14 protein-coding genes and 2 pseudogenes are annotated in these 14,157 nt (G+C 74.2%); 9 read left to right on the top strand and 7 right to left on the bottom strand.

Annotation, left to right across the window (positions count from 1 at the left end):
- The 4 genes and pseudogenes from ACFYR0_RS36455 to ACFYR0_RS36440 all read left to right on the top strand — a co-directional run.
- Positions 1-174 (top strand): annotated as a pseudogene (locus ACFYR0_RS36455) (glucose-6-phosphate isomerase); the annotation flags it as partial.
- Positions 175-176: 2 nt separating this feature from the next.
- Entirely contained in the window at positions 177-1,052 is an 876-nt protein-coding gene (gene gnd / locus ACFYR0_RS36450; RefSeq protein ID WP_389338234.1) for a phosphogluconate dehydrogenase (NAD(+)-dependent, decarboxylating), read from the top strand.
- A gap of 8 nt (positions 1,053-1,060) precedes the next feature.
- Positions 1,061-1,663, top strand: coding sequence for a histidine phosphatase family protein (locus ACFYR0_RS36445; protein ID WP_389338231.1), 603 nt, complete (start codon positions 1,061-1,063; stop codon positions 1,661-1,663).
- 34 nt (positions 1,664-1,697) lie between these two features.
- Positions 1,698-3,155, top strand: a complete 1,458-nt coding sequence (locus tag ACFYR0_RS36440; protein WP_389338228.1) for a membrane-associated oxidoreductase — start codon at positions 1,698-1,700, stop codon at positions 3,153-3,155.
- Between the two features lie 19 nt (positions 3,156-3,174).
- Here ACFYR0_RS36440 and ACFYR0_RS36435 read toward each other — a convergent pair whose 3' ends face one another.
- Positions 3,175-3,600 (bottom strand): PPOX class F420-dependent oxidoreductase, encoded by a 426-nt coding sequence (locus ACFYR0_RS36435; protein ID WP_389338225.1) that lies wholly within the window; start codon positions 3,598-3,600, stop codon positions 3,175-3,177.
- A gap of 97 nt (positions 3,601-3,697) precedes the next feature.
- Between ACFYR0_RS36435 and ACFYR0_RS36430 the strand changes: the two genes are divergently transcribed.
- The 3 genes from ACFYR0_RS36430 to ACFYR0_RS36420 all read left to right on the top strand — a co-directional run bounded on the left by ACFYR0_RS36430 (position 3,698) and on the right by ACFYR0_RS36420 (position 7,016).
- The gene (locus ACFYR0_RS36430) at positions 3,698-4,273 is read left to right on the top strand and encodes a TetR/AcrR family transcriptional regulator (RefSeq protein ID WP_389338222.1); all 576 of its coding nucleotides are present in this window, start codon (positions 3,698-3,700) and stop codon (positions 4,271-4,273) included.
- Positions 4,270-5,682: an MFS transporter gene (locus ACFYR0_RS36425; RefSeq protein ID WP_389338219.1), complete on the top strand. Its 1,413-nt coding sequence runs from the start codon at positions 4,270-4,272 to the stop codon at positions 5,680-5,682. The genes ACFYR0_RS36430 and ACFYR0_RS36425 overlap by 4 nt, the downstream gene beginning before the upstream one ends.
- A gap of 98 nt (positions 5,683-5,780) precedes the next feature.
- A complete protein-coding gene (locus ACFYR0_RS36420; RefSeq protein WP_389338216.1) occupies positions 5,781-7,016 on the top strand; it encodes a serine hydrolase domain-containing protein in 1,236 nt (411 codons plus the stop codon).
- On the opposite strand, the gene ribA is transcribed toward ACFYR0_RS36420, so the two are convergent.
- Positions 7,011-7,670: a GTP cyclohydrolase II gene (gene ribA, locus ACFYR0_RS36415; protein ID WP_386387489.1), complete on the bottom strand. Its 660-nt coding sequence runs from the start codon at positions 7,668-7,670 to the stop codon at positions 7,011-7,013. The genes ACFYR0_RS36420 and ribA overlap by 6 nt on opposite strands.
- A 38-nt stretch (positions 7,671-7,708) precedes the next feature.
- On the opposite strand from ribA, the gene ACFYR0_RS36410 reads away from it, so the two are divergent.
- Complete coding sequence (locus ACFYR0_RS36410; RefSeq protein ID WP_389338212.1) at positions 7,709-8,467, top strand: creatininase family protein; 759 nt, start codon at positions 7,709-7,711, stop codon at positions 8,465-8,467.
- A gap of 113 nt (positions 8,468-8,580) precedes the next feature.
- On the opposite strand, the pseudogene ACFYR0_RS36405 reads toward ACFYR0_RS36410, so the two are convergent.
- The 5 genes and pseudogenes from ACFYR0_RS36405 to ACFYR0_RS36385 all read right to left on the bottom strand — a co-directional run.
- A pseudogene (locus tag ACFYR0_RS36405) lies at positions 8,581-9,501 on the bottom strand (lysylphosphatidylglycerol synthase transmembrane domain-containing protein); the annotation flags it as partial.
- Positions 9,498-10,514, bottom strand: a complete 1,017-nt coding sequence (locus ACFYR0_RS36400; protein WP_389338209.1) for a class I SAM-dependent methyltransferase — start codon at positions 10,512-10,514, stop codon at positions 9,498-9,500. The pseudogene ACFYR0_RS36405 and the gene ACFYR0_RS36400, both read right to left, overlap by 4 nt.
- A complete protein-coding gene (locus ACFYR0_RS36395) occupies positions 10,511-11,671 on the bottom strand; it encodes a glycosyltransferase family 4 protein (protein WP_389338241.1) in 1,161 nt (386 codons plus the stop codon). The genes ACFYR0_RS36400 and ACFYR0_RS36395 overlap by 4 nt, the downstream gene beginning before the upstream one ends.
- Before the next feature lie 11 nt (positions 11,672-11,682).
- On the bottom strand, positions 11,683-12,081 hold the full coding sequence (locus tag ACFYR0_RS36390) for a 6-pyruvoyl tetrahydropterin synthase family protein (protein WP_389338206.1): 399 nt from the start codon (positions 12,079-12,081) through the stop codon (positions 11,683-11,685).
- Between the two features lie 114 nt (positions 12,082-12,195).
- Positions 12,196-13,173 carry an NAD(P)-dependent oxidoreductase gene (locus ACFYR0_RS36385; RefSeq protein WP_389338203.1) on the bottom strand — a complete coding sequence of 326 codons (978 nt, stop codon included), beginning with the start codon at positions 13,171-13,173 and terminating at the stop codon, positions 12,196-12,198.
- 116 nt (positions 13,174-13,289) lie between these two features.
- On the opposite strand from ACFYR0_RS36385, the gene ACFYR0_RS36380 reads away from it, so the two are divergent.
- Entirely contained in the window at positions 13,290-14,060 is a 771-nt protein-coding gene (locus tag ACFYR0_RS36380; RefSeq protein ID WP_389338200.1) for a CDP-alcohol phosphatidyltransferase family protein, read from the top strand.
- The last annotated feature ends 97 nt before the right edge of the window (positions 14,061-14,157 follow it).

Raw genomic sequence — 14,157 nt, 5'->3', positions numbered from 1 at the left:
GTCCAGGGCGCGGTGTGGGACATCGACTCCTTCGACCAGTGGGGCGTCGAACTCGGCAAGGTCCTCGCCAAGCGCATCGAACCCGCCCTCACCGAAGGCACCGACGTCCCCGGACTCGACACCTCCACCGCAGCACTCGTCGCGGCCTACCGCGACCTCAAGGAAGTGAACTGATCATGCAGCTCGGTCTCATCGGTCTCGGCAGGATGGGCGGCAACATGCGCGAGCGCATCCGCCGCGCCGGCCACAGCGTCGTCGGATACGACCGCAACCCCGATCTCGCCGACGTCGGCACGCTCGCCGAGCTCGTCGACCGCCTCGAAGCCCCGCGCGTCGTCTGGGTGATGGTCCCGGCCGGTGCCGCCACCCAGTCCGTCGTCGACGAGCTGGGCGACCTCCTCTCCCCCGGCGACATCGTCGTGGACGGCGGCAACTCCCGCTGGACGGACGACGAGAAGCACGCCCGTGAACTGGGCGCCAAGGGCATCGGCTTCGTCGACGCCGGTGTCTCGGGCGGTGTCTGGGGCCTGGAGAACGGGTACGCGCTGATGGTCGGCGGCGACGCCGCGAACGTCGCCCGCGTCCAGCCGGTCTTCGACGCCCTGAAGCCCGAGGGCCCCTACGGCTACGTCCACGCGGGCCGGGTCGGCGCGGGCCACTTCGCGAAGATGGTCCACAACGGCATCGAGTACGCGATGATGCAGGCCTACGCCGAGGGCTGGGAGCTGCTGGAGAAGGTCGACTCCGTGGAGAACGTCCGCGAGGTCTTCCGCTCCTGGCAGGAGGGCACCGTCATCCGCTCCTGGCTGCTGGACCTCGCGGTCGACGCCCTGGACGACGACGAGCACCTCGACAAGCTGCGCGGCTACGCGCAGGACTCCGGCGAGGGCCGCTGGACCGTGGAGGCGGCGATCGACAACGCCGTCCCGCTCCCGGCGATCACCGCCTCCCTCTTCGCGCGGTTCGCCTCCCGCCAGGACGACTCCCCGCAGATGAAGATGATCGCGGCGCTGCGCAACCAGTTCGGCGGCCACGCCGTCGAGAAGAAGTAGGCGGCGCCGTGGGGGATCTGCTGCTGGTCCGCCACGGCGAGACGGAGTGGAGCGCCTCGGGGCGCCACACCAGTTTCACCGACCTGCCCCTCACCGAACGCGGTGAGGGGCAGGCGGCGTCCCTGGCTCCGCTCCTGTCCGGCCGGACCTACTCCCTCGTCCTCACCAGCCCGCTCACCCGCGCGACGCACACCGCCGAACTGGCGGGACTGGCCGAGGCCGTGATCGACCACGACCTGCACGAGTGGGACTACGGCGGCTACGAGGGCATGACCACCGCCGCGATCCGCTTCGACCGCCCCGACTGGGAGCTGTGGCGCGACGGTGTGGCGCCGGGCCCCGACCACGAGGGGGAGAGCCCGGCCGAGGTCGGCGTCCGCGCCGACCGGGTCCTGACCCGGGCGGACACGGCCCTCGCCCGGCGGGACGGCGACGTGGTCCTGATCGCGCACGCCCACTTCCTGCGCGTCCTCACCGCCCGCCGGCTGGGCCTCCCTCCGGCCGGTGGACGCCTCTTCAGGCTGGACACGGGCACGGTCAGCCGGCTCTCCACCGAACACGGCCGTCCCGTGATCGCCGAGTGGAACACCCGTCCGTCAGACCGCGGTTGACACCTGTTCCCCGGCCGGGTCAGAGTCGCCCACGATGGAGATCAACGACCTGACCCCGGCCGAGGCGCGGGTGTGGCGGGCCTATCCCCGGGGGGAGGCGGTGGACTTCCGCGACGGCCGGGACCCGGATCCCGCCGCCGGCTGGGGTCCCGAACAGACCGTTCGGGCGGCCGTGTTGCGGACACTGCTGCTCAAAGACCCCCAGGAGGACGGGGAGATACCCGCGCTCCGTGTGCTCGGAGCCCGGATCACCGGCGTCCTCGACCTGGAGTACGCGGCGACCGAACGGCCCGTGCGGCTGAGCCACTGCCACTTCGAGCAGGAGCCCGTCTTCTACGGGGCCCGGCTGCGGCAGCTGAACCTGCGCGGCTCGGTGCTGCCGGGCCTGGACGCGGCCAACGTCCAGGTCGAAGGCGTCCTGCGCCTGTCGGACTGCCGGTTCGGCGGGCCCGTACGGCTCGGCGGGACGCAGATCGCCGGGGCGCTCTTCCTGGACGGGACGACGATCGACGCGCCCGGTCCCGAGCAGGCCGCGCTCCAGCTCAACCATGTGGCCATCGGCGACGGGCTCTCGGGCCCCGGCCTGGACGTGCACGGCCAGATCCGGCTGACCGGGGCCGCCGTGAACGGCACGGTCACCCTCAACCAGGCCCGGATCAGGGGCTCCGACGACGTCGCGGTGGACGGCGAGACCCTCACCGTCGAGGGCGACGTCCTGCTGCGGCACGCGGAGGTAGACGGCTGGATCGGGCTGCGCGGCGCGCGGATCGCCGGGCGGCTCGACCTGTCGTACAGCAGGCTGGCACACCCCGGGCAGACGGTGCTGCGGGCGAGCAGCAGTACCATCGGCGAGCTGTGGCTGCGCAAGAGCCCGCCGATGGACGGCACGCTCAATCTGCGCCGGGCGCAGATCGATGTCCTGTTCCTGGAGCCGGACAGCGTGCCGGAGCGGGTCCTGACGGACGGGCTCGCCTACGCCTCGCTCACCCCGCAGGAGCCCGCCGAGCGGCGGCTGCCGATGGTGGAGCGCGACGGCGAGGGCTATGTCCCGCACGCCTACGAGCAGTTGACGGCCGCGTATCTGCGGATCGGCGACGAGCACGGAGCCCGGCTGGTCCAGCTCGCGAAGCAGCGCCGGCACCGCACCACGCTGCCCTGGTACGGCCGCGTCTGGGGCCTCGTCCAGGACGCCACGGTCGGCTACGGCTTCCGGCCGCTGCGGGCGGCGGGCTGGCTGCTGTCCCTGCTGGCCGTGGGCTCCCTGGTCTACGGCGTGCGCCCGCCGGGCCCGCTGAAGCCCGGCGAGGCGCCCGACTTCAACCCGGTCTTCTACACCCTCGACCTGCTGGTCCCGGTGATCTCCTTCGGTCAGGAGGGCGCCTACGCTCCCCAGGGCTGGTACCAGTGGCTGTCGTACGTGCTGGTCGTGACGGGCTGGATCCTCGCGACGACGGTGGTGGCGGGTGTGAGCCGGTCGGTCAGCCGCCAGTGAGACCCCGCGCCGGGCGGGGTCAGGCGTGCGGGATGCCGTAGACCCGCTCGACGTGGAGGCGCAGCACCAGGCGCCGGTCGCGGACCATCGCCGCGCGGTAGTCGTCCCAGTCGGGGTGTTCGCCCTGGAGGTCGCGGTAGAGGCGGACCAGTTCGTCGACGGTGTCGTCGTGCGGACCGGTGGCGACGGGGGTGAGTTCCGCGGTGCCCTCGGCGACCGTGTACGCCCAGTGGTCCGGGGTGGTGACGTGGTACGACGCGCGGGGGTCGCGCCGGAGGTTGCGGGTCTTGGCGCGGTCGTCGGTGACCGACACCCGCAGGATCCGCTCGTCGGGGTAGTAGGCGTGCAGGACGTTGGACAGCTGGGGGCGCCCGTCGCGTCTGAGGGTGACCAGCACCCCGCCCCGGCTCTCGGAGAGCAGCTTCAGCAGCGCGTCGTCGGTCATGACCGCTGCAACCCGCCTGACAGCTCCCGTATTCCCGTCCCGCCGTCGCCTCCAGGGTGAGTAGACAGTGTCTACTCACCGCTGGTAGACAGTCTCCATGCATGAGTCGGACACGGGCCTGCGCGCCCGGCTGGTCGAGGTCGGGGTGGAGCTGGTGGCCCGCGAGGGTGCCCAGGCACTCACCCTGCGGGAGATCGCGCGCCGCGCGGGCGTCTCGCACGGGGCGCCGCGCCGCCACTTCTCCACCCATCTGGAACTGCTGTCGGCCATCGCCCGGCGCGGCTTCGCCGACCTGGCCGCGCGCACCGCGCCCGCGCTCGCCGACGAGGAGGCGGGCCCGCGCGGGCAGATCGCGGCCGTCGCACGCGGCTATGTGGAGTTCGCCCTCGCCAACCCCGGCATGTACGAGCTGATGTTCCGTCACGACCTGCTGGAGAGCGGCCATCTCGGACTCCGGGACACGAGCCTGCCGCTGTTCGCCGCGCTCGTGGAGCGGGTAGCCGCCGTCCGGCCCGGTGCCGACGCCCGCGCCGTCGCGGGCGCGCTGTGGGCGAACCTGCACGGCATCGCCCAGCTGTGGGCCTGGGGCAGCCTCCAACTGGCCACCGGCTCCGACGACTTCACTCCCCTGCTGGACGCGACGCTCGACGCCCATCTGGGGAGCGCCCGGTGAGGGCCCGGCTCACCCTGGCGAGCAGCGTCGCCGGCGCGGTGATCGTCGCCCTGGACGGCACGGTCCTCACGGTGGCCCAGCCGACGCTGCAACGGGACCTCGGGGCGACGTTCGCGCAGGCGCAGTGGACCAGCACCGGGTATCTCATCGCGGTGGCGGGGCTGTTGGTGTTCGGCGGCCGACTGGGCGACCGGTACGGGCACCGGCCGCTGTTCGGGCTCGGCATGCTCGGCTTCGGGGCGGCCTCGGCGGCGATCGCGCTCGCGCCCGGCGTCGGCTGGGTGATCGCACTGCGGTTCTTCCAGGGCGTCTTCGGCGCGCTGCTGCAGCCGGCCACGCTCGGCATGCTGCGTGCCGCGTATCCGCCGGAGCGGCTGCGCGGCCCGCTCGCCGTGCGCACCGCCGCGATCGGCCTCGCCGCCGCGGCGGGCCCGGTGCTGGGCGGCGCGTTGGTCACCGAGTGGGGCTGGCGGGCCGTGTTCCTCCTCAACGTCGTCCCGGCCGCGGTCCTCGGCACGCTCGCCCTGACCGCCGCGGGCAGGTCGGACACCGCACGGGCGGACGCGGGGCGGGAGCGGCCGGACGGTCTCGACCTGCCGGGCGCTCTGCTGCTGGCCGTCACCCTCGGATGCCTGGTGCACGCGCTGGTCGGGCTGCCGGAGTCCGGGTGGACCACGGCGAGCGGGGCGGGCCTGGCCGTGGCGGCCGCGGCCGGGCTGGGCCTCGTACGGCACGAACGCCGTACGGCCGATCCGCTCGTGCCGTCGGAACTGGTCGGCGCGCCCGCGATCGGGGCGGCGCTGGCCGTGCTGGTGGCCGCGTCCGCCGCGCTGCACGGCGCGTTGTTCGCCTGTGTCTATCTGCTCCAGGACACGCTCGGCCTGGACCCCTTCGAGAGTGCCGTGCGGAGTCTGCCGCTCGCGCTGCTGATGGTCGCGGCCGCGGTGCTGAGCCCCGTACTGCTGCGGCGGGCGGGTGCCCGGCGGACGGCCGCGGGGGCGATGACCCTGCTCTGCGCCGGTGTCCTGCTGCTCGGCGCGGCCTCCGGGACCCTCGCGCTGTGCACCGGGTTCGCGCTGGTCGGCGCCGGGTTCGGGGCGGTGATGGTGGCGGCCACCCAGGTCGTCGTACGGGAGGCTCCGGCGGCCTCGGCCGGTGTGGCGGGCGGGCTGCAGCAGACCGCGCTGAACGTGGGTCCGGTGCTGGGGGTCGCCGTCGCGGCCACGCTCGCCGGGGCCGGCGGGCTTCGTCTGCCGCTGCCGGTCCTGGCGGGCGTCGCGGCGGCGGGCGCGGGGTTGGCGCTGCTGCTGCCGGGCGCGGCACGGCCCGGGGGCGGGCCCGTCCCGCCCGACGGCTCCCGGCTCCGGCCGGAGGCGTCCGCGTCCGGCGGGCGCGGGTCACGCGGGTGACGAGACACAGTTCACGCGGTCCCGGGGCGATCATGAGGTCTGAGGCCGTCCCGGCGGGGTATGCCCGTTCGCACCGTGGAACGGACCGGAGGAGCACCATGGCACAGCTGCGGCAGGAAGCCGACCCGGGAGAGGCGGGGCTGGACCCGAAGGCGCTGCAGCGCATGGACCGGCACTTCGCCCGCGAGGTTGACGAGGGGCGGCTGCCCGGCTTCCTGGTGTCGCTGGCACGCGGCGGGCGCGTCGCGCACCTCACGACGTACGGCCTGCGGGACCGGGCGGCCGGGCTGCCGGTCGCGGCGGACACGCTGTGGCGGCTCTACTCCATGACCAAGCCGGTGACCTCGGTGGCCGTGCTGCTGCTCGTCGAGGAGGGCCGGCTCTCGCTGGACGACCCGGTCGCCCGGTATCTGCCCGCCTTCGCCGACCCGAGGGTGTACGTCGGCGGGTCCGGCCGGGAGCTGCGCACCAGACCGGCGGCCGGGCCGATCCTGGTGCGGCACCTGCTGACCCACACCGCCGGGCTGACCTTCGGCTTCTACCACTGCCATCCGGTGGACGCCCTGTACCGGGAGGCCGGCCTCGAGTCGACCTCGCGGCCCGGCGCGGGCCTGGCGGAGACGGTCGACCTGTACGCGAGCCTGCCCCTGCAGTTCGATCCGGGCACGCAGTGGAACTACTCGGTGGCCAGCAATGTGCTGGGGCGCCTGGTCGAGGTGGTGTCGGGGCGGCCGCTGGACGTGTTCTTCGCCGAGCGGGTCTTCCGGCCGCTCGGGATGACGGACGCGGGCTTCCACGTCACCGACGAACAGGCGCCGCGTCTCGCCGAGTTGTACGGCGAGCGGGAGGACGGCGGGATAGCGCCGGTGCCGGGGCTGCCGCTGCGCGACGGGCGGCCCCGGTTCCTGTCCGGCAGCGGCGGCATGGTGGCGAGCGCCCACGACGTGCACCGCTTCATGGAGTTGCTGCGGCGCCGGGGCGAGGTGGACGGCACCCGGCTGCTGGCGCCCGGCACGGTGGACCTGATGACCGCCAACCAGCTGCCGGGCGGGGCCGATCTGCGCTCCTTCGGCAGCAGGCCCGCGCACGACGTGGCCGCCAAGGCGGGCCTCGGCTTCGGGCTCGGGGTGTCCGTGGTGACCGACCCCGGGCGCACCCCGGCCCCGGCCGGGCCGGGCACCTACGGGTGGAGCGGCGTGGCCACCACGACGTTCTTCGTCGACCCCGGGCGTGATCTGACCGTGCAGTTCATGACCCAGGTGCGGCCGCGCGGCTCCCACGCCGTCTACCCGGAGCTCAAGCGGTTCGTGTACGAGGCCGTCACCGGGTCATGACCAGTGCGCCACCGCGTCCAGGTGCGGCAGACGGTGGTCCATCCGCTCCCGCTTGGTGCGCAGATAGGTGATGTTGCTCTCGCACGGCTCGATCAGCAGCGGCACCTCCTCGGCGACCTGGATGCCGTGCCGGACCAGCGCCTCGCGCTTGGCCGGGTTGTTGGACATCAGCCGCACCGAGCGGACGCCGAGGTCGCGCAGGATCTCCGCGGCGACACCGTAGTCACGGGCGTCCACGGGGTAGCCGAGGGCGACGTTCGCCTCCACGGTGTCCAGGCCCTCCGCCTGGAGCGCCATCGCCCGCAGCTTGCCGAGCAGGCCGATGCCCCGGCCCTCGTGCCCGCGGAGGTAGACGACGACACCGCTGCCCGCGGCCACCACGGCCCGCAGCGCGGAGTCGAGCTGGTCGCCGCACTCGCAGTGCTGGGAGCCGAAGGCGTCGCCGGTCAGGCACTCCGAGTGCAGCCGGGTCAGCACGTCCTCGGCACCGAGGTCGCCGTACACGAGGGCGACCTGTTCGTCACCGCGGTCGTGGTCGAGGTAGCCGACCGCGGTGAATGGCCCGTACACCGTGGGGAGCGGGGCATTCACGACGCGTTCCACTCCGGTGCGCGGAGCGGACTTCTTGGCGAGCACGCCGATCTTTTCTGTCATGATCTGTTCCTCAGCAAAGACGAAAGGCCGTGAAAAAGATGAGTGGTTCGGACATACGGTCGGCGGCGTACGGTCTGCTGCCGGCGGACACCACGGAGGACGTGAAGGCACGGAACTCGCGGATAGCGGTGCTGCCCGTGGGGAGTTTCGAGCAGCACGGCCCGTATCTCCCGCTGGCCACCGACACGCTCGTCGCCTGCGCGATCGCCGGGGAGATCGCCGCCGCGCACCCCGTGCACCTCCTTCCTGCGGTGACACTCGCCTGCTCGCACGAGCACGCGGCCTGGCCGGGCACCGTCAGCATCTCCTCCGTGACCCTTCACGCGGTGGTACGGGACATCGCCGAGTCGCTGCGCCGGTCGGGCGTCGACACGCTGGTGCTGGTCAACGGGCACGGCGGCAACTACGTCCTGGGCAACGTGGTCCAGGAGTCCTCCGCGCGCGGAGAGCGGATGGCGCTGTTCCCTGCCCCGGAGGACTGGGAGACGGCCCGGGAACGGGCCGGGGTGCTCACCTCGCTGCTCACCGACATGCACGCGGGGGAAATAGAGACCTCCATCCTTCTGCACGCGTATCCGGAAATGGTGCGGCCCGGTTACGAGTCCGCCGATTTCGTCGCCGACGACCGGCGGCACCTGCTCACCGTGGGAATGGCCGCCTATACCGATTCGGGCGTCATAGGCCGTCCTTCCCTCGGAACCGCGGAAAAGGGAAAGGCGCTGCTGGCGAGTCTCGCGGATTCCTTCGGCGCGTACTTCTCGCTGCTGAAGGGCGAAGAGGCGGACTCCGCCGGGTAGTTGGGGACGCGCCGCCCGGCGTACCAGCGCAGGGCGATGACCGCCGCGCCGGGCAGGCTCGCCGCGAGGCTCAGCACGCCGTACACCACGGCCACGGCGAGCCCCTCGTGCGCGCCGAGCCCGGCGGCGCCGAACGCCCAGGCGGTGACGCCCTCGCGCGGGCCCCAGCCGCCGACGTTCAGCGGCAGGCTCATGGCGAGCAGCGCGAGCACGGCCAGCGGCAGCAGGGCGAGCGCGGAGGCGCCCACGCCCACGACCCGCGCGGCCAGCAGGAACGTGGCGACGTACCCGGCGAGGACGACGACCGAGGAGACGAGGACCCCGGGGCCGTTGCGCGGGGAGAGCAGGGCCTCACGCGCCTCCGCGAGGAACCCCTGCCGGGCAGTGGCGCGGGGCCGGCTCATCCGCAGGGCGGCGACGATCGCGAACGCGCCCGCCGCGGCGATCGCGGCGAGCACGGCGAACTGCCGGGTCTCGGCCCGCACGGGCGACGGCAGCGTCGCGAGGACGACACCGCCCGCCACGGCGAGGACCACCTGGCCGGCCGTCCGCTCCAGCACCACGGCCCGCACCCCGCGGCGCACGTCCCCCGCGCTCTGCCCGTGCCGCACGGCCCGGTGCACGTCGCCGAGGACACCACCGGGCAGGGCCGCGTTCAGGAACAGCGCCCGGTAGTAGTCGCCGACGGCAGGCTTCAGCGGTAGTCCGATCCGCAGACCGCGCGCGACGAGCTGCCAGCGCCAGGCGCTGCACACGGTGGTGACCACGCCGATCCCGAGCGCCGCGAGGACGGCGGGCGCATCGATCCTGCCGAGCCCGTCCAGGAACACCCCCGTCCCGAGCCGCCAGACGACGACGCCCAGGACGAGGAGACCCGCCAGGGTGCCGAGGTGCGGGCGCAGCCGGGCCAGGACCGGGCGCCGCCGGGGCGGCCCCGGCTCGCCCGGCCGGGCGGCCGGGCCGGCGGCGGGGCCCGTCGACGGCTCGGCGGTCCCGGTGGGCGGGGCCGGGCCCGTCCCGGTCGGCGCGCTCATGACCGGGCGTCCGTCGGGCGGGGCAGGGCGAGCAGGTCGGCGTGGTGGACGGTGACCTGGAGTTCGCCCCGGGCACAGGCGGCCAGACGGGCGGCCAGGTACTTCGCGGCCCGCTCGCGCAGTTCGGGGCGCTGCTCCACGGCCGCGCCGACCCAGCCGCGCAGCCACTGGGCGGTGAGCGTGGCGTCCGTCGGGCCGAGCCGCCAGGGGCTCGGGCGGACCTGGACGGTCACCCCGCGGTCGCCGAAGGCCTCGCAGGCCGTGGTCACGGCGTCCGGGCCGAGCAGTCCGCCGCGGCGCTGGTGGGCGTTGAACGCCTCGGCGAGTTCGGCGTCCAGCGGGTCGGCGGGGGCGAGTTCGACCCGGCCGACCACGGAGAGGGTCAGCAGGGCCGGGCAGCCGGCGCCCGCGCACGCGGCGGCGAGGGCGTCGATCTCCTCCCGGGTGAGGACGTCCAGCAGCGCGGAGGCCGTGACGAGGGAGGCGCCCGCGAGGGCGTCGGGGGTGAGCCGGGCGACGTCGCCGCGCCGGGTCTCGACCGTGACCGGGCTGCCGTCGGCGGCGCTCTTGGGGGAGGTCACGGCCGCGAAGTGCAGCAGATAGGGGTCACGGTCGTGCAGCACCCAGTGCTGGGGGCCGTCGAGCCGGGGCGCCAGCCAGCGGCCCATCGAACCGGTGCCGCAGCCCAGGTCGTGCACCACCAGGCCGTCCTTCGCGCGGCCGGGCAGGTTGGCGAGCCGTATCCGCAGCGGGTCGAGGAGTTCCGGTGACCGCCCGGCCGCGTCGGCGCCCTCGCGCAGTTCCAGCCACTCGGGCGCGTAGCGGGCGGGCTCCTCGGGTCCGTTCTGCCGCAGCCGCACGGTCGCGCGCTCACCGGCGACGGGGCCAGCGCCCGCGATGACGTCCGGCGTGCCGGCGGTCCGCGGCTCCTGACCGGCCCCGGCGCCGTCCCCCTGCGGGGTCTCCGGGGACACGTCACCCGCGTCCTCGCGTACCGCGGTCGTCCCGCTCATGCCGCCCTCCTCGGTTCGCTGAGCAGCCGGTGCAGCACTCCGGCCAGGGTGCGGGCCGTGGTGGCCCAGCCGTCGAGGGCGGCCCGGCGGCCCCGTGCGGCGGACTTCAGCCGGCGGCGGACGTCCGGTTCGCCGAACCAGCCGCGCAGTTCGGCGGCGAGCGCGGCCGGGTCCTCCGGCGGGACGAGGATGCCGGGCACACCGCCGTCGGGAGCGCGGCCGACGGCCTCCGGGACTCCGCCGACGTCCGTGGCGAGCACCGGGACACCGCGCGCCAGGGACTCCGTCACCGCCATGCCGTATGTCTCGGCGTACGAGGTGAGGACCATGAGGTCGGCGGCGGCGTAGGCGGCGTCCAGTTCGGCGCCCGCGCGGGGACCGGCCAGGTGGATGCGGTCCGTCAGGCCGTGGCGGTCGATGCGGTCGCGCAGCCAGCCGACGTAGGCCGGGTCCTGGGTCAGCGCTCCCACCAGTGTGCAGCTCCACGGCAGGTCGTGGGCGGCGGCCAGGGCCTCCACCAGGCGGTGCTGGCCCTTGCGCGGGGTGACGGCGGCGACGCACAGCAGATGGGAGACGCCGTCGGTGCCGGGGGCGAGGGGCGCGATGTCGGCGCCGGGTGTCGCCGCGTGCACGCGGTTCGGGGCCAGGCCGTGGTGGGCGACGAGGCGGCGGACCGCCCATTCGCTGGTGGCGACGACCGCGCCGGCCGCGCGCAGCACGGCCCGTTCCCGGACGTCGAGTTCGGCGGCCACCTCGGGGGCCAGGCCGGTCTCGTCGCCGAGCGGGAGATGCACCAGCACGGCGAGCCGCAGCCGTTCGGTCTCCGGCACGACGACCTGGGGGACGCCGCAGGCGACCAGTCCGTCCATCAGGACGACCGCGTCGTCCGGGAGCCGGCGCAGCACGCGGGCGAGTTCGGCGCGGGCGGCGGAGTCGGGGCACGGCCAGGAGCCGGGGACCAGGTGCTGGTGCACCTGCCAGCCGAAGCCGGGCAGGTCCAGGCTGATGCGCCGGTCGTAGGCGTTGCCCCCGCTCGGCCGGTCCGGGTCGGCGACCCCGCCGGGGACGACGAAGTGCAGGGTGCGCAGGGTCATGGGCGCCAGCTCCCCGCCGTACGGCGTGAGTTCCCCGGCGTGCGTGCCGGCCGGGCGGGCCACCGTCGTGTCGGTCACAAGGCACGCTCGTAACTGGCCCACGCGACATGCGACTCGTGCAGCGTGACCGTGATGCCGCAGAGGCCTCTGGCGCCCTCGCCCAGGCGGCCCTCGTGGACCCGCGCGGCGAGCCGGTCGGCGATGACCTGGCAGAGGAACTCGGTGGAGGTGTTGACGTTCTTGAAGTCCGGCTCGTCGTCGAGGTTGCGGTAGTTGAGCTCGGCGGCGATCGTGCCGAGCTCGCGGGTGGCGAGGCCGATGTCGACGACGATGTTGTCCTCGTCCAGCCGCTCGCGCCGGAACGTGGCGTCCACCAGGAACGTCGCTCCGTGCAGGGCCTGCGCGGGGCCGAAGACCTCGCCCCGGAAGCTGTGGGCGATCATGATGTGATCGCGGACGGTGATGCTGAACAACGGACGACCCTCCAGTGCGGTGCGTCTGGTCCCCCGTGACTCCCTGCCGGGGGATGCCGCATAGTACGGCTGCCGGCTTCCGGTTGTTCAGCCGTATCTCACTCTTTTCTCAGGTCAGGCACCGGGATACGCCACTCGGTGGCACAGGGCCGGGATCTCGCCCGAGGCGATCTTCGGGAGAACGTCCGGGAGTTCGTCGAAATCGCTCTCGCCGGTGATCAGGGCGTCGAGGGCCGGGTCGGCGAGCAGATCCAGGGCGAGGGCGAGCCGTTCGGCGTACGTCCGGTTCGCGCGGGCCGGGGAGACGGTGCCGACCTGGCTGGCGCGCAGGGTCAGGCGCCGGGAGTGGAATGCCTCGCCGAGCGGGAGGGCGACCCGGCGGTCGCCGTACCAGCTCAGCTCGACGAGCGTGCCCTCGGCGGCGAGGAGTTCCAGGCCGCGGGCGAGACCCTGCTCGGTGGCGCTGGCGTGGACGACGAGGTCGCAGTCGCCGAGCGCGTCCTCGGGCGCGGCGAAGGCGACGCCGAGGGCCTCGGCGGTCCGGGCGCGGTCCTGGTCGGTGTCGACGAGCTGGACGCGGACGCCGGGGAAGCGGGCGAGGAGGGCGGCGACCGAGGAACCGATCATGCCGCCGCCGATCACGGCGATCCGGTCGCCGACCATCGGGGCCGCGTCCCACAGGGCGTTCACGGCCGTCTCCACGGTGCCCGCGAGGACGGCCCGTTCGGCGGGCACGGACTCGGGCACGGGCGTGACGGCCGAGGCGGGGACGACGTACCGCGTCTGGTGCGGATACAGGCAGAACACGGTCCGGCCGAGCAGCCCGGCGGGCCCCCGCTCCACCACACCGACGTTCAGATAGCCGTACTTCACCGGCCCGGGGAAGTCGCCCTCCTGGAACGGCGCCCGCATCGCCGCGTACTGGCTGCGCGGCACGCCGCCGCGGAACACCAGCGTCTCGGTGCCCCGGCTGATTCCGGAGTACAGGCTGCGCACCAGCACTTCGCCCTCGGCGGGTTCGGGCACGGGCACCTCGCGGATCTCGCCCTCGCCGGGGGAGGCCAGCCAGAAGGCGCGTGCGGGACTCTTCATTCACATCCTCCAGATAGGCCTGAACGCACGGGAAGCTGTTCACGTACGGAGATGTGCACAGGCCGCGCAGAGTACGCGGCGTTGATCGACTCTGTCACACGGCCGGAGGATGCGCGGTGGCCCTGAACGACACTTACGACGCGAGGCCGGTCCAGCAGGAGACCGCCGTCGGAGCGGGTGCGCAGCTTCTGCTGCTGGCCCTGCTCGGGACGGCGGTCGGCCTGGGCCCGGCGGGCTGGCTCACCGGGCTGGCCTTCGCGTTCGCCACCTGGGCGGTGCTCTCCCGCGCCCTGCACCGCGCCCGGCCGCGCTCCTTCGGCCCGGCCAACCGGGTCACCCTCGGCCGGGCCGTCCTGGTCGGCGCGGTGACGGCGCTGGTGGCCGACTCCTTCCGGAGCCCGACGCCCATCACCCTGTTCGTGGGCCTGACGGCGGTGGCCCTGATCCTCGACGGCGTGGACGGCAAGGTCGCCCGCCGCACCGGCACCTCGACCCCGCTGGGCGCACGCTTCGACATGGAGGTCGACGCGTTCCTCATCCTGGTGCTGAGCGTGTACGTCGCCGCCGCCCTCGGCCCCTGGGTCCTGCTGATCGGCGGCATGCGCTACGCCTTCGTCGCCGCGGCCCGCGTCCTGCCCTGGCTGAACGCGCCCCTGCCCCCGTCGACGGCCCGCAAGACGGTGGCCGCCTTCCAGGGCGTCCTCCTCCTGGTCGCCGCCTCGGACCTGCTGCCCCTCCCGGCCACCACGGCGGTCGTCGTGTTCGCCCTGGGGACGCTGGTGTGGTCGTTCGGGCGGGATGTGCTGTGGCTGTGGCGGCGGTCGCGGGTCCACGCGGTGCGGGTGGTGGCGCGGGAGGAGAAGGTGCTCCAGACGGTCGGGGGGTGACGTGGACCGGGGGCGGGCGGCCGGGACCGCCCGGTCCCCGGTCGAGCGTCACCTCGTAACCGCCGACTGGGCGAGGTGGTGAGCACGGACCGGGTGT

The sequence above is a fragment of the Streptomyces sp. NPDC005017 genome (assembly GCF_042873115.1).
GTDB lineage: Bacteria > Actinomycetota > Actinomycetes > Streptomycetales > Streptomycetaceae > Streptomyces.
This window is presented reverse-complemented; position numbering and strand designations above follow the sequence as displayed.

Excerpts from the sequence above, each read along its gene's own strand:
- ACFYR0_RS36385 (WP_389338203.1), bottom strand. The coding sequence starts at position 13,173 with ATGAAGAGTCCCGCACGCGCCTTCTGGCTGGCCTCCCCCGGCGAGGGC.
- ribA (WP_386387489.1), bottom strand. The coding sequence starts at position 7,670 with ATGACAGAAAAGATCGGCGTGCTCGCCAAGAAGTCCGCTCCGCGCACC.
- ACFYR0_RS36410 (WP_389338212.1), top strand. The coding sequence starts at position 7,709 with ATGAGTGGTTCGGACATACGGTCGGCGGCGTACGGTCTGCTGCCGGCG.
- ACFYR0_RS36440 (WP_389338228.1), top strand. The coding sequence starts at position 1,698 with ATGGAGATCAACGACCTGACCCCGGCCGAGGCGCGGGTGTGGCGGGCC.
- ACFYR0_RS36435 (WP_389338225.1), bottom strand. The coding sequence starts at position 3,600 with ATGACCGACGACGCGCTGCTGAAGCTGCTCTCCGAGAGCCGGGGCGGG.
- gnd (WP_389338234.1), top strand. The coding sequence starts at position 177 with ATGCAGCTCGGTCTCATCGGTCTCGGCAGGATGGGCGGCAACATGCGC.
- ACFYR0_RS36400 (WP_389338209.1), bottom strand. The coding sequence starts at position 10,514 with ATGAGCGGGACGACCGCGGTACGCGAGGACGCGGGTGACGTGTCCCCG.
- ACFYR0_RS36420 (WP_389338216.1), top strand. The coding sequence starts at position 5,781 with ATGGCACAGCTGCGGCAGGAAGCCGACCCGGGAGAGGCGGGGCTGGAC.
- ACFYR0_RS36430 (WP_389338222.1), top strand. The coding sequence starts at position 3,698 with ATGCATGAGTCGGACACGGGCCTGCGCGCCCGGCTGGTCGAGGTCGGG.